Here is a 20,236-nt window from a genome sequence, read left to right on the forward strand (position 1 = left end):
GCGGAAGGCTCAGGCGGTCAGCCGGGCCGGCGCCTCGGTCTCGGCGCGGGTCAGGCGCAGCGGCGCCAGGCGCAGCACGGCGCCGGCCAGCGGCCCGCCGCGCAGCATCATCACCGTCTCCAGCTCGCCCGTGTCGCGCGGATTGTCGAATTGCAGCTCGATGCTGTGGCGGCTGCCCGGCTGCAGCTCGGCCACCGGCAGGGCGGCGCGGCCCAGCTCCTGGCCCGGCACGCCCTTCATCACCTTCAGCACCAGCGCCTCGGCGCGCGGCGGCACCGGCACGATGGAATTCGGGTCCTGCACCGGGGCGGGCGGCAGCGCTTCCACCAGCAGCTCGGCGCGCAGCGTCCAGCGCCCGGCGGGGATGCGCACATAGGGGCCGAAGAGCAGCGTCGCCGGCGCCTCGGCCAGGGAGAGGCGCAGCGTCTCCCCCACCGGCTGCATCGGGTGCTTGGAGCGCAGCAGCGAGGGGTCGAGGGTGAAGTCGCGCGCCTCGCTGACGAAGAGGTTGCGGAAATAGCGGCCGCTCGGCGCGCCGAGCTTGGGCTCCGCCAGCTCCGGCTCGCCACGCCCGTGCAGCGGCACGCCGAGCGGCGCGAGCCGCCCCAGCTTGCGCTCCACCGCGCCGCGGATCAGCTCGACATAGCGCGGCAGGTAGCGGCCGAAGAAATCGCGCCGCTCCGCCTCGCTCGCCGCCGCTTTGCCCGAGGGGTTCTCCAGCACGGTGCGGAAATCGCTCTCATGCCGCAGCGGCACGACGCGGAAATTGGCGCCGAAATCCTGGCCCAGCAGGGCGCGGCGGTCGAGGCCGAGCAGCGTCACGTCAAGGCCCAGCGTCCAGGCCGGCAGCGCGCCATGGACGCGCAGCGTCACCAGGCTGTCGGCGGTGGAGAGGTAGCGGATGAAGGGATCGGCATCGTCGAAGACGACATGCGGGATGCCGAGCTCGTCGAGCATCTGCACATCCTGCTCGTCATGCGCGACGAAGATGCGGCTGGGATCGGCCTGCCACATGCGGCGGTAGAAGCCGTGCACATCGGCATCCACCCGGTTCCAGAAGCTGGCCGTGCCGTTCAGCACCGAGACCAGCTGCTGCGGCCGGCGGAACATCGGCCGCGGCTCGAACAGCGCCGAGAAGAAGCCCGGGCAGGGCAGCGCCTCATGCGCGATGCCGAGGCCCTGCATCACCGCCGCACCGCCGCGGTCGCGGCAGGTCAGCAGGTCGAAGCCGGCATAGCGGCGGTAATAGGCGGCCGAGGGGCCGGAGGCGACGCGCCCGGCGAAGGCGGCGTCGGCCGCCGCGCGATCCGCCTCGAAGGCGTCGAAATAGAAGGCGCCGGCGCCGAGATTGAGCTTCACCGGCACCGCGCTCTCCGCCACGGCGGCGATGCGGCGGATGCTCTGGCTGATCTCCCCCGTATGGGCGATCTGCGGCGTGCCGCAGATGACGGCGATGTCGGTGTCGGCCGGCAGCGGCTCGTCATCCGACAAATAGCGCACCACCTCCTCATGCGGGCCGATGGCGGCGCGCAGGATGTTGCGCACGCCGCGATAGATCACCCGGTCGCCGACATTGGCCAGATTCTCGCCGACCTTGTCCGGCAGCGTGAGATAGGTGACCTTGATGGCGGGCATGCGAACTCCGGGCGGTGCTGTCTGGCGAGGCTGCCCAGTATAAAGCCCGCATGACGCGGGGGATAGGCTTGCCGCCCGGCGCGCCGCCGGGCGCGCGGACACGAATGGCTCAGCCTTCGTCCATCGCCTGGCCGGCGCGGTGCCGGCGCAGCAGCCACAGCCCGATCAGCGCCGAGCCGACAAACAGCAGCGCCGCCAGCAGCAGCTGCGAGGAACGGTCGACCGCGATGCCGGCACCGGCCAGGGCGAAGATCGCCGTCTGCGGCAGGTAGCCGATGGCCGAGCCGGAGAGGAAGGCCAGGGCCGGGATGCCGGCCAGGCCCGCCAGCAGGTTCAGCGCCAGATTGTTGCCGATCGGCAGCAGGCGCAGCGCCAGGGTGGCGCCGAAGGGGCTGGCCGCCAGGCTGTCGCGCAGCGGCCGCAGCCGGCGGCCGAAGCGCCCGGCCAGCCGCCGCTCCGCCCAGCCGCGCCCGACCATGCGGGCCCAGCCATAGGCGGCGGCGCAGGAGGCGAGCTGCGCCAGCATCGACAGCGCCACGCCCAGCACCGGCCCGAACACATAGCCGCCGAGGAAGGCCACCGCCTGGCGCGGCACGCCGACGGCGGCCGCCAGCGTGCCGATGGCCAGGAAGATCGCCTCGCCGCGGAAGCTGTCATCCATGCCGAAGCGCTGCACCCATGCCTCGGCCTGGCTGCCGCCGGGGGCGGCGCCCAGGCTGCGCAGCAGCCAGCCGGCCAGGCCGAGCCCGGCCGCCAGCAGCAGCATCCGCCCCAGGCTGCCCCAGGGGGAGCGGGCGGGCGGCGCGGGGGGCGCCTCGCCTGCCGCCCCGGCCGGCGCCTGCGGCAGGGTGGGGTTCACCGGGCGACCTCGGCCGCTTCGGGGCGCTTCCAGCGGCGCTGCAGCCACATCACGCCGAGAATGTCGGTGATGCCGACCGCCAGCCGGTCCAGCGTGCCGTAATTGGAGGCGCCGCGCAGCCGCGGCCGGTGGTTCACCGGCTGCGACACAACCCGCCCGCCCTGGCGCAGCACCAGCGCCGGCAGGAAGCGGTGCATGTGGTCGAAGGCCGGCAGGCTGAGGAACAAAGCGCGCGGGAACAGCTTCAGCCCGCAGCCGGTGTCGGGCGTGGCGTCGCCCAGCAGCTTCGCGCGGATCCGGTTGGCCCAGCGCGAGGAGAGGCGCTTGACCTGGGTATCCTTGCGGTTGACGCGCCAGCCCGCGACCAGCAGCGGCGGCAGCGCCGCGCCATCCATCGGGCCGGAGACCTCGCCCTCGGCGAAGGCCCAGAGGGCGGGGATGTCGGCCGGGTCGTTCTGCCCGTCGCCATCCAGCGTCGCGATCCAGGCGCCGCGCGCGGCGCGCACGCCGGAGACGATGGCGGCCGACTGGCCGCAGGAACGCGGATGGCGCAGCACGCGCAAGCCCGGCACGCTGGCCATCAGCCCCTGCAGCGCCTCGGCCGTCGCATCCGTCGAGCCGTCATCGACATAGACGATCTCATGCGGGATGGCGGCCAGCGCGGCGCCGATCTCGGCCACCAGGGGCGCGATGTTCGGCGCCTCGTTGCGCACCGGCACGACCACCGAGAGCAGCGGGGGCGGCGGCAGCGCGGCGGCTGGCGGGGCGGGCAGGGTGTCGGGGCTGGCGGACATGCCGGGACTCTCGGCTGCGGCGGAACGCGGTTGATCCGGCATGGTCGCGCGGGGTAGCAGGCGGCGCCCGGCGCGACAAGGCCCGCCGCCCGCCCCCGCCCGATCGCAGGGCATGGCTGGCCCGCAGGGCATGGCCGGCCGGCCCGCCGCGGCGCGGCGCGCCGCGACGCCCCTGCCCCGCCCCGGCTGCATTGATCCGGCGCAGGATGCCGCCACCTTTGGCAGGTTCCCTATGATACTGTGACAGCGACATGCCCTTCGATCCTCCCCCTGCCCCGCCCGACACCGCCGCCCGCCACGCCGCCCCGCGCGCCGACCGCCACGCCATCGCCTGGTGGCTGCTCACCGTCGCCGGCATGATCTGGGTGATGGTCGCCCTGGGCGGCGCCACGCGGCTCACCGGCTCGGGCCTGTCCATCATGGAATGGGCGCCGCTCTCCGGCGCGCTGCCGCCGCTGTCGGAGGCGGAGTGGCAGCGCCTCTACGATCTCTACCGCACCATCCCGCAATATTCGCTCGTCAATGCCGGCTTCGGCATCGAGGGCTTCAAGCAGATCTTCTGGCTGGAATGGGCGCACCGGCTCTGGGGAAGGCTGATCGGCCTGGCCTTCCTGCTGCCGCTGCTGTGGTTCTGGTGGCGCGGCCGCATCCCGGCCGGGCTGCGCGGCCGGCTGGTGGTGCTGTTCCTGCTGGGCGGCGCCCAGGGCGGCATCGGCTGGTTCATGGTCGCCTCCGGCTTCGATGCCGACCGCACCGCCGTCTCCCCCTACCGCCTGGTGCTGCATCTGGGGCTGGCGCTGGTGCTCTACGGCCTGGTGCTGTGGACCGCGCTCTCCCTGCTGCGGCCGGAGCGCCGCGGGCCGCGCCAGCCGGCCGGGCTGCGCCGGCTGGTGCATGCCACCGCCGGGCTGGTGGTGCTGGCCATGCTGGCGGGCGGCTTCGTCGCCGGGCTGCGCGCCGGGCTGACCTACAACACCTTCCCGCTGATGGACGGGCAATGGGTGCCGCCGGGTTATGCCCAGCTCTCACCCTTCTGGCACAACCTCACCGCCAACATCGCCGCGGTGCAGTTCAACCACCGCCTGCTGGCGACGCTGGCCGGCCTCGCCGCGCTGGGCGCCGCCGCCTGGGGCGCGCGCGCCCTGCCCGCGGGCCCGGCCCGCAACGCGGTGCTGGCGCTGGGCGCGACGGTCGCGCTGCAATACAGCCTCGGCGTCGCCACGCTGCTGATGGTGGTGCCGGTCTGGCTCGGCACGCTGCACCAGACGGTCGCCGTCGGCGTGCTGACCGCGGCGCTGGTGGCGCTGCACGCGCTGCGCCCGCCGCGCACCGCCGCGCCGGTGGCGGCGCCGGGCACGGCCCCCGGGCCGGCCCCTGGGCCGGCCCCTGGGCCGGCCCCTGGACCGGCCCCTGGACCGGCCCCTGGACCGGCCGCGCAGGCGGCGCGGTGAGCGGCGCGGGCGGCGGCCCCGGCGACCCGTCCGGCCCCGGGCCGGGCGGCCCGGCCGGTGCCCCGCCCGGCACCGCGCCCGGCCCTGCGCCCGGCGCCGCGCCGGCCGCGTTGGCGGAGCCCTGGCTGGCCGCGCTCCGCGCCCTGCCCCATCCGGTGCTGGTGGCCGATGCCGCGGCGCGGGTGGCGCTGGCCAATCCGGCGATGCTCGCCATGCTCGAGCTGGCGCCCGGCCTGGCGCTGGAGGGGCGGCCGATGGCGGAGGTGTTCCGCCTGCTCGCCTTCCGCGGCCTGTACGGCCCCGGCGATCCGGAGGAGCTGGCCCACGCCGCCGCCGCGATCGACCGCAGCCTGCCGCAGCGGCGCAGCCTGCGCACCGAGGATGGCCGCTGGTTCGACATCGCCTGCAACCCGCTGCCGGGCGGCGGCTGGGTCAGCCTGGCCACCGAGCAGACCGCGCCGCGCCGGCAGGAGGCCGCGCTGCTGGCCCGGCTGCGCGAGCTGCACGAGGCGCTGCACCGCCTGCCCGCCGGCTTCGGCCTGTACGACCCCGAGCACCGGCTGCGGCTGTTCAACAACACCTATGAGCGGCTGCTGCTGCTGCCGCCCGGCACGCTGCGCGCCGGGCTGGGCCTCGCCGAGGTGGTCGGGCTGATCCAGCGCCACCAGCCGATGGGGCCGGGCGATCTGGAGGTCTTCGCCGCCCGGCTGGGCTTCGACCGCCGCCACCGGCATGAGGGCATGCGCCAGCGCCAGGATGGCCGCACCATCCGCTTCGTCAGCATCCCGATGCCCGAGGGCGGCTTCCTGGTGACGCTCGAGGACGTCACCTCGCTGCGCGAGGCGGAGAACGAGGCGAAGCGCCGCGCCGCCCTGCTGGACGGGGTGCTCTCGGCGCTGCCGCATGGCGTCTGCGTCTATGGGCCGGACCAGCGGCTGCGCCTGGTCAACGCCGCTTATGCGCGGCTGATGCCGGAATCGGCGCCGCGGCCCGGCGACCATCTGCGCGAGCTGTGCCGCCGCGCCATGGACGGCTTCGCCGATGACGAGGCGCTGGAGGCGATTTATCGCCGGCAATTCGAATTCGACCGTCCCGCCTACAAGCGGGTGCGGCATGATGGCACCGCGATCACCGGTCGCACCGCGCCATTGCCGGATGGGGGGCATATCTCCGTGGTCAGCGACATCACCGCCCTGCACCAGGCCGAGGAGGCCGCGCGACAGCGCGCCGCGCTGCTGCAGGCCATGGTGGATTCCATGCGCCAGGGCGTCTGCCTGTTCGACCGCGAGCACCGCGTGGTCGTCGCCAATGCGCTCGCCGCCCGCATGACCGGGCTGGAGCCGGAGGAGATGGCCCCCGGCACGCCGCTGCAGACGCTGCGCCGCCTGCAATATGAGCGCGGCGAATACGGCCATGGCGACCAGGCGCTGCAGTATTACGAGGAGATCAGCCTGGAGCCCGGGCTGAAGCTCGACCATTTCCTGCGCACCCGGCCGAATGGCCAGGTGATCGAGATGAGCACCGACCCGACGCCGGATGGCGGCCATGTGCGGGTCTATGCCGATGTCACCGAGGAGCGCCGGGCGCGGACCGAGCTGGAGCGCGCCCGCGCCACGGCGGAGGACGCCAACGCCGCCAAGAACCGCTTCCTGGCGACGATGAGCCATGAGCTGCGCACGCCGCTGAACGCGGTGATCGGCTTCTCGGAGGCGCTGGCCGCCGATCCCGGCGGGCCGCATGTCGCCGAATTCGCCACCGCCATCCATGATGCCGGCCGGCACCTGCTGGCGCTGATCGACGAGATCCTGGAGGTGGCCAAGGCCGGCGCCGGCACGGTGCGGGTGGAGACCCGCGCCCTCTACCTGCCGAGCGTGCTGGAAGGCGCGGTGCGGCTGATGCGGCAGAGCGCCGAGGCCGCCGGCGTCAGCCTGGTCCTGGCGCCGCTGCCGGCCGGCCTGCCGCGCGCCCGGGCCGAGGAGCGGCGGCTGCGCCAGGTGCTGCTGAACCTGCTGTCCAACGCGGTGAAATTCACCCCCGCCGGCGGCCAGGTGTCGCTGGAGGCCGAGGCGCTGCCCGGCGACGGGGTCGAGATCCGCGTGCGCGACAGCGGCATCGGCATCGAGCCCGACCAGGTCGAGCGCGCCTTCGAGCCCTTCGTGCAGCTGGAAACCAGCCATGCGCGGCGCTATGGCGGCTCCGGCCTCGGCCTCTATCTGGCGCGCGCCCTGGCGCAATCCATGGGCGCGACCCTGACGCTGGAGAGCCGGCGCGGCGAGGGAACCCTGGCGCGGCTGCGCCTGGCCCCCGCCCTGTCCCCTGTCACCCCCTACGCGGAGCCGACGGCATGAGCGCGCTGGAAACCACCGACCGTCTGTTCTACCGCGAGCTGGCCCCGGAGCAGGCCACCGCCCGGCTGCGCGAGGCGCTGTCGGGGGCCGAGGATGGCGAGCTGTTCCTGGAATACACCGAGAGCGAGGCGATCAGCCTCGATGATGGCCGCATCCGCAGCGCCAGCTTCGACGCCAGCCGCGGCTTCGGCCTGCGCGCCGTCGCCGGCGAGGCCGCCGGCTACGCCCATGGCGGCGAGATCACCGAGGCCGCGCTGGCGCGCGCTGCCGCCACGGTGCGCGCCGTCTCGGCCGGGCGCTCCGGCACGCTGCAGGCGGCGCCGCGCGCCACCAATGCGCGGCTCTACGCCCCGGACAACCCGCTCTCGGCGATGGAGTTCCCGGCCAAGACCGCGCTGCTGGCCGAGATCGACGCCTATGCCCGCGCCCGCGACCCGCGGGTGACGCAGGTGATGGCCAGCCTCTCCGGCACCTGGCAGGCGGTGCAGATCCTGCGCGCCGATGGCAGCCGGGTGGCCGATCTCCGCCCGCTGGTGCGGCTGAACGTCACCGTCGTGGTCGAGCAGAATGGCCGGCGGGAGAGCGGCAGCCACGGCATGGGCGGCCGGCACGATTATGCCCGCATCATCGGCGCCGCCAGCTGGCAGGGCGCGGTGGAGGAGGCGCTGCGCCAGGCGCTGCTGAACCTCGACGCCATTCCCGCCCCGGCCGGGGAGATGGAGGTGGTGCTCGGCCCCGGCTGGCCCGGCATCCTGCTGCATGAGGCGATCGGCCACGGGCTGGAGGGGGATTTCAACCGCAAGAAGACCTCGGCCTTCGCCGGCCTGCTGGGCAGCCGCATCGCCGCCCCCGGTGTCACCGTGGTCGATGACGGCACCATCCCCGACCGCCGCGGCAGCCTGACGGTGGATGATGAGGGCACGCCGTCGGGCCGCACCACGCTGATCGAGGACGGCATCCTGGTGGGCTTCCTGCAGGACCGGCAGAACGCCCGGCTGATGAACGTCGCCGCCACCGGCAATGGCCGCCGCCAGAGCCATGCCCATGCGCCGATGCCGCGCATGACCAACACCGTCATGCTGGGCGGCGCGCACCACCCGGAGGAGATCCTGCGCAGCGTGAAGCGCGGCATCCTGGGCGTGAATTTCGGCGGCGGGCAGGTGGACATCACCAGCGGCAAATTCGTCTTCTCGATGTCCGAGGCTTATCTGGTCGAGGATGGCCGGATCGGCGCGCCGGTGAAGGGCGCCATGCTGATCGGCAACGGGCCGGAGGCGCTGACCCGCGTCAGCATGATCGGCAATGACATGGCGCTGGACCCCGGCATCGGCACCTGTGGCAAGCAGGGCCAGGGCGTGCCGGTGGGGGTCGGCCAGCCGACGCTGAAGATGACCGGCCTGACCATCGGCGGCACCGCCGTATGATCCGCCCCGCCCGCCCGGCCGAGGCCGCTGCCCTGGCCGCGCTGGCGGAACGCGCCTACGCGCTCTACGTGCCCATCATCGGCCGCCGCCCGGCGCCGATGGACGATGACTACGCCGCGCGCATCGCCGCCGGCGAGGCCTGGGTGTGGGACGAGCAGGGCGGCATCGCCGGCCTGCTGGTGCTGGAGCGGCACCCGGATCATCTCTGGCTGGACAACATCGCGGTGGCGCCGGAGGCCCAGGGGCGCGGCCTGGGGCGGCGGCTGATCCGCTTCGCGGTGGAGCAGGCGCAGCGCATCGGCCTGCCGGAGCTGCGGCTGCTGACCAATGCGGCGATGGCGGGAAACCTGGCGCTCTATCCGCGGCTCGGCTTCACCGAGGTGGAGCGGAGGCATGACGAGGGCTTCGACCGGGTGTTCTTCCAGGCAAGACTGGAAGATATCAAAGCCTAAAATCTTCTTTTTCTGAATAAAAAGAAGCTTTCTTTCAGTTTGGCGCCCCGCATCAGGCCATAAGCGGGACGCCATCTGAAAGAAGTTTTTTGGTTCTTTTTTCCAAAAAAGAACCCTTTTCTTAGCTGTCCTTCTTCCCCTGATGATCCCGCACCTGCTGCGACACGCTGCCCACCTGGCGCGGGTCGATGGTGCCCTGCACCGCCTGGCTTTCCACCGGGTTCATGCCCAGCCGCGCGGTGCGGCGGCTGGGGTGACGGTGGACCCGCGCGGCGCGCTTCAGCGCCAAAGCGCGGCGGGCATTCTCGCCCTGGCTCTCCGGCTCCGGCGCCACGTTCTGGCGCGACAGCTCCTTGTTCACCCGCTTCAGCGCCGAGGCGAAGACCTGCTTCTTGCGGGTCAACCCGTCGGGCGCGACCTCCGGGTTGGCGCCGCGCGGCTCGGCCTTGCCGCGCTGGGCGCGGCGGCGCTCCCGCGCCACATCGCGGGCCTTGCCGCGATAATCGCGCAGCAGCCGCGCCAGCTCGACCAGCGCGGGCCGCTCCAGCCCGCACAGCGCCGGATAATGGCTGCGCGACACCGCCTCGAATTCCGGAGCGGTCAGCAGGCGGCGCTCGGTGGCGATGGGCTGGCTCATGCGTGTCTCCTCTTTCCGTGACCGGCAAAGATGACAACGCGTTCATCTTCGGCAGGGTTGCCCGGCAGGGGAGACCCCGCCGGGCGGCCGGCCTCAGGCGCCGCCAGCGCGCCGCCTGGCGCGGCGGGAGAGGAGGTTCAGCGCCTCCACCAGGGTGGAGAAGGCCATGGCGGCGTAGACATAGCCCTTCGGCACATGCGCGCCGAAGCCCTCGGCGATCAGCGTCATGCCGATCATCATCAGGAAGCCCAGCGCCAGCATGACGACGGTGGGGTTGGCCTTGATGAAATTCGCCAGCGGATCGGCGGCCAGCAGCATCACGGTCACCGCGGCGAGGACGGCGATCACCATGATCGGCACATGCTCGGTCATGCCGACGGCGGTGATGATGCTGTCGATCGAGAAGACCAGGTCGAGGATCAGGATCTGCACGATGGCGCTGGAGAAGGTCAGCCCGGCCTTGCCGGCGAACATGTCGCCCTCGGCCGGCGGGTCCACATTGTGGTGGATCTCCTTCGTCGCCTTCCAGACCAGGAACAGGCCGCCGGCGATCAGGATCAGGTCACGCCAGGAGAAGGCATGGCCGAACACCGTGAAGACCGGCGCGGTCAGCTTCACGATGATGGCCACGGTGCCGAGCAGCGCCAGCCGCAGCACGAGCGCGAGCCCGATGCCGATGCGCCGGGCGCGCGCCTGGTGCTCGACCGGCAGCTTGTTGGTGATGATCGAGATGAAGATCAGATTGTCGATGCCGAGCACCACCTCCATGGCGACGAGGGTGGCGAGCGCGACCCAGGCGGCCGGGTCGGCGGCCAGGGCGAGGAGCTGATCCATCAGGGTCGGTGACCTTGGGTGGGAGGGACGAAAACCCGGACCGCCGCCGGCAGCAGCCGGAAGCGGGCCGGGGTGTGGGTGTTGATCTCCCCATCGGTGTTCACCGGCATGCGGCGCCGCGTCACCACCGCGCAGGCGGTGGTGGGGAAGGCGCGCACATCGCGCCACTGCCCCTGCGTGCCGCGCCGCAGCGCCGGCAGCAGCGCCAGCAGCCGCCACCAATGGTCGATCTCCAGGCTGTAGACGTCGAGCTTGCCGTCATCCGGGCGCGCGGTGCTCTCCACGGTCATGCCGCCACCATAATGGCGGCCATTGCCGACCGAGACCTGAATTGTCCGTATGCGCTCGGTCACGCCGTCATGTTCGAGCCAGGCGGTGAAGGGGCGCGCCTGGCGCAGCAGGCGGAAGGCCGCCAGCGCGTAGCCCAGCCTGCCCCAACGCTTCTTCTCGTCGCGCCCCAGGCGGCGCGCCAGCTCGGCGCTGAAGCCGATGCTGGCGACGTTGAAATAGGGCAGGCCATTGACCTCGCCGAGGTCGATCCTCCGCGTCTCGCCACCGGCGATGATGCGCGCCGCCTCCACCGGGTCGGGCGGGATGGCCAGGCTGCGCGCCAGGTCGTTGGCGGTGCCGAGCGGCAGGATGCCGAAGGGCAGGCCGGTCTGCATCAGCGCCGGGGCGGCGGCGTTCAGCGTGCCATCCCCGCCGCCCAGGATGACGGCGGAGAAGCCCTCCGGCGCGCGGCGGGCGATCACCGCCGCGGCGCGCTCCTCCGGCGTGCAGCGATGCTCCTCCAGCCGCCAGCCGGCCTGGCGCAGCACATCCAGCGCCGCGTCGATGGCGGCACCGCCATTGCGCGCCTGGCGGTTGACGATGACGAGCGCATAAGGCGCCGCGGCCCCGGCCATGCCTGATCCTTTCTGCCGGGACGCCGGGCCGTGCCACGGCCCCGCCCCCGGTCGTTCCGGCGCAGAACGCGCCAGGGGCCGCGCGGGATGCGCGGTTGCAACCCTGCGCGCGCAGGGGCGTCCTGTGCTGGACGGCCAGGGTTCCGCCCCAGGGTCCCGCCCCAGGGTCCCCCCTGGCCGCCGAAGGAGGATGCCATGGATTGGCGCGACAGGCTGCGCGGTTTCAGCTGGGCCCAGTTCGTCATGCTGGCGGCGCTGCTGGGCTGCGCCGGCTCGCTGCTCGGCTTCGCCGCCCTGGTGGACCAGACCTTCAAGGGCGACACCCACGCCTTCGACGAGGCGGTGCTGCTGGCGCTGCGCAACCCGGCCGATGCCGCCGACCCGATCGGGCCCTTCTGGCTCGAGATCATGATGCGCGACTTCACCAGCCTGGGCAGCCATGCGGTGCTGCTGCTGATCGGGCTGCTGGCGCTGGGCTATATCCTGCTGCTGCGCAAGCCGCTCTCGGCCCTGCTGCTGGCGCTGTCCTTCGGCGGCGCCATGGCGCTGAACGGGCTGCTGAAGCAGGGTTTCGACCGGCCGCGGCCGGAGCTGGTGTCGCATCTGGTCGAGGTGCACACGGCCAGCTTCCCCTCCGGCCACGCCATGCTCTCCGCCGCCTGCTACCTGACGCTGGGCACGCTGCTGGCCGGTGTCACGCCGCGGCGGCGGCTGAAGCTCTATATCATGGGGGCGGCGATGCTGCTGACCCTGCTGGTGGGCGGCAGCCGCGTCTATCTCGGCGTGCACTGGCCGACCGATGTGCTGGCCGGCTGGTGCCTGGGCGCCGCCTGGGCGATGGGCTGCTGGATGGCGCTGCGGCTGTGGCTGTCGCTGCGGGCCCGCCGCGCCGCCGGCGCGGAGCCGCCGCCCCATGCCGGCTGAGGCGCCGCGCCTCTTCTTCACCGCCGACACGCATTTCGGCCATGGCGGAGCGCGCGGCCTGTATCGCCGCCCCTTCGCCTCGGTGGCGGAGATGGATGCGGCGATGCTGGAGCGCTGGAACGCCACGGTCGCGCCGCAGGACGAGGTCTGGCATCTGGGCGATGTCGCGCTCGGCCCGAAGCCCGCGGCCCTGGCGGCGCTGCTGGGCCGGCTGCACGGGCGCAAGCACCTGGTCACCGGCAACAATGACGGCCCCGCCACCCGCGCCTGGCCCGGCTGGGCCAGCGTGCGGGACTATGCCGAGATCGTGGTGGAGGGCCGCAGCCTGGTGCTGTGCCACTACCCCTTCCGCAGCTGGCGCGACATGGGCAGGGGCGGGATCAACCTGCACGGCCACAGCCATGGGCGGCTGAAGCCGCTGGCGCGGCAATGCGATGTCGGCGTGGATGCCTGGGATTTCCGGCCGGTGACGCTGGCGGAGATCCTGGGCCGCCGGGCCGGCGGCCGCAGCCTGGGCTGACCCGCCCCCGGGCGGCGGGCAGGCTCTGGCAGCCTGCTGCCATGCCGCGGCTCTGCGCCCGGAAAAGCGCCCCGCCATCCCCTGGCGGGGCGTGCGGCCTCACGCGGCTTCGGCGGCCGGCAGGAGCGCCACGGCGCGCCCGGCCAGGCGGGTCCTGATCGCGGCCGGAAGCTGCCGGGCTGACTTCACCCGGGGCCTGTCCATCTCGCCGATGGGCGTCCCGGCTTCGCCGTACAGCGCGACATAGTCGGCGTGGTTGTCGAAGCGGGCGCGGCTGACATTGTCGACGAAGGTCTCGGCCGGCACGCCCTCGGCCAGGATCAGCGCGTGATCCTCGAGCTCGATGTGGAAATAGGTGAAGCACGGCGCCGGCCGGGCCACGCGGCAGATGGTGGTGCCATTGACCAGCGCATTGGCCTGGACCAGCAGGCCATCCATCGCCAGGGCGTGGTCGGGCGAGACGAACAGGTCGCGCTCCGGCACATTCTCGCCCAGCGCGCCGGCCTGGATCCGGATGGGGAAGTTGCGGACCGGATCGGCGAAGACGGTGGTGATGCTCTGGCAGCCGAGCCAGCGGATCGGGCGCGCCTCGCCGGTGGCGGTCGACACCATGTCGCCGATGGCTAGCGCCTCGATCGGCCGCGGGCCGGCCGGCGTGGCAATGGCGGTGCCGGCCAGGAAGCAGACGGTCATCGCCGCGGGGGTGACGGTGATGACGGTCCAGGAGGGCAGGCTGCCATCATCGGTCAGCAGGAACGCATAGGGATCGATCATGCCGAGCGAGTCCGACCCGGTGAGGCCCACCCAGCCGCCGCCATAGGTGCCCGCATATTCCAGGGCGTAGCCGCTCAGGTCGCCGGACTGGAAGGTGACCGTCTCGCCGGGGCTGAAACTGGTGTCCGCGCTGCCGTCGCTACCCTCGCCAGGCATTTCCCTGGCGTCACCGAACGTGAAGTATTCGCCCGTCGAACGGTCGAGGTAAACCTCGTAGTAATAGAGGGATGTATAGGACGCCATGGCTGTCTTCCTGTCTGCCGCGGCGTCCGCCCATCGCGATACAGCCACGCCTGCCAGGCAGCGGTATCACGACGGGATCATTTCGACAAACGACCCATTTCCAGGGCGCTTTCATCCGGGCCGCCGGGCGGCCCGGCCAGGCTCTCCGTCGCGCCTGTCGCTGAACGCCCTGCCGGGAATATGCCGGGTGAGGGGATCGAACCCCCGACCTTCGGTTTACAAAACCGCTGCACTACCGCTGTGCTAACCCGGCCCAGGCCCTGATCCGCAGAGCGGACCAACCCTCGCGGCGCCCTGCCCCCGCCCCGCTGTGCCGGCCTTTGTGCCGGCCGGCGGGATCGGAGCCGGGCGCGCCGCCCGGCCACACGGACCGGACCTGTCGGAGATGCCGTGCAGCCGCGAAAAAGTCCAGAGCCTGCCACAGGCGCGGCGGCGCGGCCCGGCCGGCGCCTCAGCCCCCGGCCTGTGCCTCCACCCGCTCGCAATAGCGCCGCACCGCGCCATAGCATTCGCAGGCCACCGCCTCGAGCCCGGCGCGGTCGGTGATGGTCATCTGGCCGCGCTCATAGCGGATCAGCCCGGCCTGCTGGAACAGCCGCGCCGCCACGGTGACGCCGGGGCGGTGGACGCACAGCATCATCGCCAGGAATTCCTGCGTCATCGGGAAATCGTCGCTGCCGGCCCGGTCATGCGCCATCAGCAGCCAGCGCGCCAGGCGCTGGTCCAGCGCGTGATGCCCGTTGCAGGCGGCGGTCTGCGTCACCTGCTGGTGGAAGGTCAGCATGGCGCGCAGCAGCGCCGGGCGCAGCGTCGGGCTGTCCTCCAGCGCCGCGCCCAGATCCGCGGCGCCCAGCAGCATCGGCCCCGGCGCCTGCACCATGGATTCCACCGCGCTGATGTCGCTGCCGAGCAGCAGCGGCAGCCCCACCATGCCCTCGAACCCGACCATGCCGACCTCGGCCGATTTGCCATCGGCCAGCAGCACCACCATCGAGGCCCAGCCGCCTTCAGGAAAATGCACCGCGGTGATCGGCGCCTCGGGCTGCAGCAGCAAATGCCGCAGCTTGTACTCCACCGGCTCCAGCTTCGGCCAAAGCCGCGCCAGGTCGGCGGGCGGCAGGCTGGCCAGCAGGCGGTTGCGCGGCGGCGGGGGGGAGGCGGGGGCCGAGGCCATGGCGGCGGATCCTGGACGGAGAACCGGCGAAAGCCCTGTCCTCTTCCAGCCACCCGCGCCGGGAAACCCTGCGGGTGATACGCCCGAGATGGGGCCGCCGCGCCGCCACGGCAAGCCTGGCCGTGGACGGCGCAACCCCGCCGGGACCGGCAGGGCAGGCCTGGGCTGTGCCGGCCCCCTGCGCGGGCGGCCATCACATGCGCGTGCGGGGGCCGCCCGGCCGCTTCGTTTCCACAAGGCTGTGTATGGCAGCGGACAGAACGGCCCGCATTGTTGCTGGCAAAAAAACGCCTGCTTTCGGTGCAGCGAGGAACGCGACCAGTGACTCTATCAGGGGAGGGGGCGGGCCAGCCCGGCGGTGGCCGGGCCGGGTCCGCGGCCAGGCGCCCGCTTCGCGTGCAGGAGACGGAACAGCAGGCCCTCCGCGCCGCCGCCGCGCGGTTGCGGCAGGTGCTGGATGGCGCGACGCATTACGCCATCATCACCCTCGACCTCGAAGGCCGGGTGACCGGCTGGAACCAGGGCGCCCGCGCCATCCTGGGCTATGAGGAGGCGGAGATCCTGGGCCGCTCGGGCGAGCTGTTCTTCACCGCCGAGGATCGCGCCGCCGGGGTCTTCCTGCGCGAATTGTGCCGCGCCATGGAGGAGGGCCGCGCGGTCAATGAGCGTTGGCATCTGCGGCGCGACGGCAGCCGCTTCTGGGCCAGCGGGCTGATGATGCGGCTTGATGCCGGCGGCCGGCCGGACGGCTTCCTGAACCTGCTGCGCGACCACACCGAGGCGCATGCCGAGGCGGAGCGCCGCGCCTTGCTGGTGGCCGAGGCCGGGCACCGCATCAAGAACCTGCTGGCGGCGGTGCAGGCGGTGGCGGCGCAGACGCTGCGCCAGGCCGGGGTCCCCATGGTGGTGCAGCGGGCGCTGGAGCAGCGGCTGCTGGCGCTGGCCGATGCGCAGACCCTGCTGGTCGGCGAGGGCGGCGACGGCGCGCCGCTGGCGGCGCTCGTGCAGCGCGCCCTCGCCCCCTATGACGGGCCGGGCCGGGTGGCGATGGACGGCCCGCCGCTGCGCCTGCCGGCGCCGCTGGTGCAGATGCTGCACCTGGCCCTGCACGAGCTGGCGACCAACGCCGCGAAACATGGCGCGCTGTCGGTGCCGGCGGGCAGTGTCGAGGTCGCCTGGCATCTGCAGCAGGCGGCGGATGGCGCGCGGCATCTGGCCATCCTGTGGCGCGAGCGCGGCGGCCCGCCGCTGCAGCGCCCCTGGCGGCGCGGCTTCGGCTCGCAGCTGCTGGAGCGCGAGCTGGCGCCGCGGCTGGAGGGCACGGTCACGCTGGACTACCGGCCGGAGGGGCTGGAATGCCGCATCCGCCTGCCCTTCCGCGCCGCCCCCGGCGGCTGAGCGGCCGCCCGCCGCGCCCGGCCCCAGCCCCGCATGACAAGGGCCCCGCCGGAAACCGGCGGGGCCCTGTGCGGGACTCAGGGAGAGGAGGCCAGGGCGGAGCCGGCGGGGGGCGCCGGGATCAGGCTTCCGCCCTCAGCGATCAGCCACCCACCGGGCCGGTGCCGAAGCCGCCGAAGGCATTGGCCGAATTGCCGACCGCGTTCGGCAGGTGGCCCATCTCATGCGCCAGGGTGGTGGGCACCCGGGCCGCCAGCGGGCTGCCATCGGCCTCGGCCGAATTGCCGACCGAATCCGGGATGCCGGCCATCTCGCGCGGCTGGGTCACCTGCATGGAATAGGCGCCGGGGCTGCTGGTGGCGCCATTGTTGGCATTCTCGGCCAGGTCGCGCGCCTGGGCGCCACCGGGCAGGGCGAAGGCCAGGCCGGCGGCCAGCGCCAGCGCGGAGAGGGACAGGGAAGCAGCCTTGGTCTGGGCCATGATACGGTTCTTTCGTAAGGTGGTGCGGCGCCGGGCGCCGCGTTGAGCGTGCAGATGGGCGCTAAACCCATCAGGGGTAAGCTGGGTTTTGCGATAATGAGTATCGGCGCAGGTGATGGATGAACGACCCTCTGACCCTGGATCAGCTGCGGGTGCTGGTGACGGTGGCCGATGCCGGCGGCTTCTCGGCCGCGGCGCGCCGGCTTGGCCGCGCCCAGTCGGCGGTCAGCCAGAGCATCCAGGCGCTGGAGGGACATCTGCGGCTGAAGCTGTTCGACCGCCGCACCAAGCTGCCGCGCCTGACCGAGCCCGGCCGCGCCATGCTGGAGGAGGCGCGCCGCCTGCTGAAATCGGCCGAGCTGCTGCGCGCCCGCGCCGACAGCATCGCCGGCGGGCTGGAGCCGGAACTGACCATCGCCGTCAACCCGCTGCTGCCCCTGCCCCCGGCGCTGACCGCGCTGCGCGCGCTGGGCAGCGAATTCCCGCAGCTGCCCGTCACCCTGCTGACCGAGGGCATCGACGCGCCGGAGCGGCATCTGCGCGACGGCACGGTGCAGATGGCCATCTACCCGATGGAGCGGCCGGGGGTGACCGACCTCGAGGCCACGCTGCTGATGGAGGTGAGGCTGGTGCCGGTGGTGGCGCAGGGCCATCCGCTCTCCGAACTGCCCTCGCCGCTGCCGCGCGCGACGCTGGCCGAGCATGTGCAGCTGGTGCTGACCGATGGCTCGCCGCGCGGCGATGCCGAGCGCGGCGTGCTGAGCCCGCGCACCTGGCGTTTCGCCGATCTCAACACGCGGCTGCATTTCCTGCTGGCCGGCTTCGGCTGGTGCAACATGCCCGAGCATATGGTGGCGCGGCTGATCGCCGAGGGCCGGCTCTGCCGGCTGCGGCTGGAGGAGCAGGAGGGCTTCACCCTGCCGCTGCACCTGGTGCATGAGCGCGGCCGGCCGCCGGGCCTGGCCGGGCGCTGGCTGACGGCGCGGCTGCGCCAGGCGCTGGAGGAATGGTCGCCGCCCAGCGCCGGCTGAGCCGGGGGGCGCGCCCCGGAGGCGGGGCGGAGGGCAGGCTGCGAAAAGGCCGGCGGATCGCTCCGCCGGCCTGTTTCATGTCCGATCCGGGGCGGCGTGGGCCGCCCGGGAAGCGAGCCGGGCGTTAGCCGCCCACCGAGCCCGTGCCGAAGCCGCCAAAGGCGTTGGCCGAGTTGCCGACCGGGTTCGCCAGGTGGCGGCCCTCATGCGCCAGGGTGGTGCGCACCGGCGTCGCCAGCGGGTTGCCATCGGCCTGGGCGTTGTTGCCCACCGCCTCCGGCAGGCCCATGCCCTCGCGCGGCTGCGTCACCTGCATGGCATAGGCGGCCGGGCTGCTGGTGGCGCCGTTATTGGCGTTCTCCGCCAGGTCGCGGGCGGCGGCGATGCCGGGCAGAGCCATGGCCAGGCCGGCGGCGAGGGTCAGGGCGCGGAAGGCGTTCAGCTTGGTCATGGTCGTTCTCCTGTGTCTCGGTGGCGGGGGTGTCCCGCCGTCGAAGACACAGATAGGCGCTTGACCCATCTTTTCGAAGCTTGGATTTCGAATGGCTATCATCAGCCAGGATGATGAAACCCCGCCGCGCCCCGCCCCCTTCTCAGCCGGGCAGGCCGATGGTCTGGATCACCTCGAACCCCTCGAATTGCGGCGGGCCGAGATAGAGCGGCTTGCTCGACCCGGCGCCGCGATGCGCCGCGCGGAACGCCTCGGACTGGGTCCAGGCCTCGAAATCCGCCTTGCTGCGCCAGATGGTGTGGGAGGCGTAGAGCGTGTGATCCTCCCGCGCCGGGCCGCGCAGCAGATGGAACTCGACGAAGCCGGGCACCGTGTGCAGATGCGAATCCCGGCTCTTCCACACCTGCTCGAACTCCGCCTCGGCCCCTTGCGCGACCTGGAAGCGGTTCATGGCGATGAACATGGGCATCTCCCTGCTGGATGCCCAGAGGATAGGGTGCCGGCGGGTTTTTGCGAGGGATTCTCAACAGCGGGGCAGCAGGACCGGCCCTTGACCTTATCGGTCCTCCAGCTCAAGGCGCTGGTCAAGGAAGGAATTTTCGTACCAGGGAGACAGCTTCCGAGGATGTCCCTGGGAAAAGACGGTAGCAAACAGCTGCCGCCGCTGAAGCTGGTGGCTGTCTTGTCCTGGCTTGCGGCAACGGCGCGCCGATAATTGGCGAGGCAATTCCATACTACTCTAAGCGGCGAATAGAGGATACGATTTCCTTGCCCTCCTGATAGATGACATCAAGATGGATGGTGACTGGTGTGTCTTGGAAGGATTTAGAAAAGGTGGGATGCAACAGTGCAACTGAGGCAGCAATTAGCAGCTTAGCGAACACCCTGCGCTTGTATGCTGAAGCTAACCTGCGTTTTGGTGAACTGATCTGGATCGATCATGAGGAGGCCATCAATAATCTGGACCGCGCCTTCGAAGCGAAACTAGAGGCATTTCATACCCTATACGATGTTTCAAAGTCAATATTCCCCTATTTTGATCACGGCGATACATCGCTACTGATTGCCGTACGCAACGCGATTCATCATCGCAATCATCCACTTTTCCGCAGCCTCTATTCGCGGATTTTCCTTGACGGGCCATCGCGCTGGCTTGGTGCTTCTTTTCTTCTAGCAGCGCATCCGACACTTCACGGGGCGTCCATTCGCATGAACCATTTCATCAAATTGGACGACCTCGACATGCGGCTTGATCCGAAGCTCGCATCTCCATATCTGGACAATTTTCTAAGCGCGGACAGAGCGGAGCAGAGATTTACGCTGATTGAGCGTCAGCTTGGACTTACAGCAATCCGCCGAATGGGCGCGATCGAGCGCTATCCCAAAGACCAAATTTACCTGGATATGGTCCCGATTTTCACCTCTGCCATATGCCGGGTTTTTAAAGCGATGAAGGCGGCTGACGTGGCATTCAAGGGATACGATGCACGCACCTATGAGAAGCTCTTTACCTCAGAGATCGTGGTTGACCTCAGCAGTCCTACGTTCACCTCGTCGCGGATTGGGGGCTAATCATAGATCATCTAACAGGCTTTCGCTCGCCACCTTTCATTTACAAGACATTCGTCTGTGGCTGTCTCGCGGGGGCAGCCACAGATTCCTCCCCGCTATAACGCTGGCTTGGTTGAAGTCATTGCTGAGCTAAGGACCCTCTACGCAGAAAACCGTCGCATTATTGAAGACGTCTTGATATTATCGGTTGCCTTCAAATAAAAGGCACACTTCTCTTCCTGCACGTGCTTCGCCATATTAGCGCATCAGGTCTTGAGGCGCTTGCTGACTTCTCAGTCCGAGCGGCAGCCCCACCCCATCAAGACATCTGTGTAGTGTATTTGTGCCTC

General features: G+C 71.3%; 20 protein-coding genes and 1 tRNA gene. 9 read left to right on the forward strand and 12 right to left on the reverse strand.

Going from position 1 to position 20,236, the window contains the following annotated elements; translation table 11 throughout:
• Positions 1–9: 9 nt before the first annotated feature.
• The 3 genes from QE401_RS16540 to QE401_RS16550 all read right to left on the reverse strand — a co-directional run bounded on the left by QE401_RS16540 (position 10) and on the right by QE401_RS16550 (position 3,288).
• Positions 10–1,635 (reverse strand): polysaccharide pyruvyl transferase family protein, encoded by a 1,626-nt coding sequence (locus tag QE401_RS16540; RefSeq protein ID WP_307139241.1) that lies wholly within the window; start codon positions 1,633–1,635, stop codon positions 10–12.
• Positions 1,636–1,744: 109 nt separating this feature from the next.
• Positions 1,745–2,494 (reverse strand): TVP38/TMEM64 family protein, encoded by a 750-nt coding sequence (locus QE401_RS16545; protein WP_307139242.1) that lies wholly within the window; start codon positions 2,492–2,494, stop codon positions 1,745–1,747.
• On the reverse strand, positions 2,491–3,288 hold the full coding sequence (locus QE401_RS16550) for a glycosyltransferase family 2 protein (protein ID WP_307139243.1): 798 nt from the start codon (positions 3,286–3,288) through the stop codon (positions 2,491–2,493). The genes QE401_RS16545 and QE401_RS16550 overlap by 4 nt, the downstream gene beginning before the upstream one ends.
• Positions 3,289–3,539: 251 nt before the next feature.
• Here QE401_RS16550 and QE401_RS16555 point away from each other — a divergent pair, with 251 nt between their 5' ends.
• From QE401_RS16555 to QE401_RS16570, 4 genes are read left to right on the forward strand one after another with little or no spacing between them, the layout of a single operon-like run.
• Complete coding sequence (locus tag QE401_RS16555) at positions 3,540–4,739, forward strand: COX15/CtaA family protein (RefSeq protein ID WP_307139244.1); 1,200 nt, start codon at positions 3,540–3,542, stop codon at positions 4,737–4,739.
• Positions 4,736–7,087: a PAS-domain containing protein gene (locus tag QE401_RS16560; RefSeq protein ID WP_307139245.1), complete on the forward strand. Its 2,352-nt coding sequence runs from the start codon at positions 4,736–4,738 to the stop codon at positions 7,085–7,087. Before QE401_RS16555 ends, QE401_RS16560 begins: the two co-directional genes overlap by 4 nt.
• Complete coding sequence (gene tldD / locus QE401_RS16565; RefSeq protein WP_307139246.1) at positions 7,084–8,511, forward strand: metalloprotease TldD; 1,428 nt, start codon at positions 7,084–7,086, stop codon at positions 8,509–8,511. Before QE401_RS16560 ends, tldD begins: the two co-directional genes overlap by 4 nt.
• Positions 8,508–8,963 carry a GNAT family N-acetyltransferase gene (locus tag QE401_RS16570; RefSeq protein WP_307139247.1) on the forward strand — a complete coding sequence of 152 codons (456 nt, stop codon included), beginning with the start codon at positions 8,508–8,510 and terminating at the stop codon, positions 8,961–8,963. Before tldD ends, QE401_RS16570 begins: the two co-directional genes overlap by 4 nt.
• A 121-nt stretch (positions 8,964–9,084) precedes the next feature.
• On the opposite strand, the gene QE401_RS16575 is transcribed toward QE401_RS16570, so the two are convergent.
• The 3 genes from QE401_RS16575 to QE401_RS16585 all read right to left on the reverse strand — a co-directional run bounded on the left by QE401_RS16575 (position 9,085) and on the right by QE401_RS16585 (position 11,339).
• Positions 9,085–9,600, reverse strand: coding sequence for a hypothetical protein (locus tag QE401_RS16575; protein WP_307139248.1), 516 nt, complete (start codon positions 9,598–9,600; stop codon positions 9,085–9,087).
• Positions 9,601–9,693: 93 nt separating this feature from the next.
• On the reverse strand, positions 9,694–10,434 hold the full coding sequence (locus QE401_RS16580) for a TerC family protein (protein WP_307139249.1): 741 nt from the start codon (positions 10,432–10,434) through the stop codon (positions 9,694–9,696).
• Positions 10,434–11,339 carry a lipid kinase gene (locus tag QE401_RS16585; protein WP_307139250.1) on the reverse strand — a complete coding sequence of 302 codons (906 nt, stop codon included), beginning with the start codon at positions 11,337–11,339 and terminating at the stop codon, positions 10,434–10,436. Before QE401_RS16585 ends, QE401_RS16580 begins: the two co-directional genes overlap by 1 nt.
• A gap of 195 nt (positions 11,340–11,534) precedes the next feature.
• Between QE401_RS16585 and QE401_RS16590 the strand changes: the two genes are divergently transcribed.
• Complete coding sequence (locus QE401_RS16590; protein WP_307139251.1) at positions 11,535–12,263, forward strand: phosphatase PAP2 family protein; 729 nt, start codon at positions 11,535–11,537, stop codon at positions 12,261–12,263.
• Positions 12,253–12,783, forward strand: coding sequence for a metallophosphoesterase family protein (locus tag QE401_RS16595; RefSeq protein ID WP_307139252.1), 531 nt, complete (start codon positions 12,253–12,255; stop codon positions 12,781–12,783). The genes QE401_RS16590 and QE401_RS16595 overlap by 11 nt, the downstream gene beginning before the upstream one ends.
• Positions 12,784–12,882: 99 nt before the next feature.
• Here the strand turns inward: QE401_RS16595 and QE401_RS16600 are convergent, their stop codons facing one another.
• From QE401_RS16600 to QE401_RS16610, 3 genes are all read right to left on the reverse strand, one after another.
• The gene (locus QE401_RS16600; RefSeq protein WP_307139253.1) at positions 12,883–13,800 is read right to left on the reverse strand and encodes a Hint domain-containing protein; all 918 of its coding nucleotides are present in this window, start codon (positions 13,798–13,800) and stop codon (positions 12,883–12,885) included.
• A 181-nt stretch (positions 13,801–13,981) separates the two neighbouring features.
• Positions 13,982–14,053, reverse strand: a tRNA-Thr gene (locus QE401_RS16605).
• Between the two features lie 198 nt (positions 14,054–14,251).
• A complete protein-coding gene (locus tag QE401_RS16610) occupies positions 14,252–14,974 on the reverse strand; it encodes a Crp/Fnr family transcriptional regulator (RefSeq protein ID WP_307139254.1) in 723 nt (240 codons plus the stop codon).
• A gap of 396 nt (positions 14,975–15,370) precedes the next feature.
• Here QE401_RS16610 and QE401_RS16615 point away from each other — a divergent pair, with 396 nt between their 5' ends.
• On the forward strand, positions 15,371–16,372 hold the full coding sequence (locus QE401_RS16615) for an HWE histidine kinase domain-containing protein (protein ID WP_307139255.1): 1,002 nt from the start codon (positions 15,371–15,373) through the stop codon (positions 16,370–16,372).
• Between the two features lie 142 nt (positions 16,373–16,514).
• Here the strand turns inward: QE401_RS16615 and QE401_RS16620 are convergent, their stop codons facing one another.
• A complete protein-coding gene (locus QE401_RS16620; protein WP_307139256.1) occupies positions 16,515–16,853 on the reverse strand; it encodes a glycosyl transferase family 39 in 339 nt (112 codons plus the stop codon).
• Between the two features lie 119 nt (positions 16,854–16,972).
• On the opposite strand from QE401_RS16620, the gene QE401_RS16625 reads away from it, so the two are divergent.
• On the forward strand, positions 16,973–17,884 hold the full coding sequence (locus QE401_RS16625) for a LysR family transcriptional regulator (protein ID WP_307139257.1): 912 nt from the start codon (positions 16,973–16,975) through the stop codon (positions 17,882–17,884).
• 124 nt (positions 17,885–18,008) lie between these two features.
• On the opposite strand, the gene QE401_RS16630 is transcribed toward QE401_RS16625, so the two are convergent.
• Both QE401_RS16630 and hmuQ read right to left on the reverse strand, forming a co-directional pair.
• A complete protein-coding gene (locus QE401_RS16630; protein WP_307139258.1) occupies positions 18,009–18,335 on the reverse strand; it encodes a glycosyl transferase family 39 in 327 nt (108 codons plus the stop codon).
• Positions 18,336–18,477: 142 nt separating this feature from the next.
• Entirely contained in the window at positions 18,478–18,798 is a 321-nt protein-coding gene (gene hmuQ / locus QE401_RS16635; protein WP_307139259.1) for a heme-degrading protein HmuQ, read from the reverse strand.
• 335 nt (positions 18,799–19,133) lie between these two features.
• Here hmuQ and QE401_RS16640 point away from each other — a divergent pair, with 335 nt between their 5' ends.
• Positions 19,134–19,907, forward strand: a complete 774-nt coding sequence (locus QE401_RS16640) for a hypothetical protein (protein WP_307139260.1) — start codon at positions 19,134–19,136, stop codon at positions 19,905–19,907.
• Positions 19,908–20,236: the final 329 nt, after the last annotated feature.

It is taken from the genome of Pseudoroseomonas cervicalis, from assembly GCF_030818485.1.
GTDB classification, from domain to species: domain Bacteria; phylum Pseudomonadota; class Alphaproteobacteria; order Acetobacterales; family Acetobacteraceae; genus Pseudoroseomonas; species Pseudoroseomonas cervicalis_A.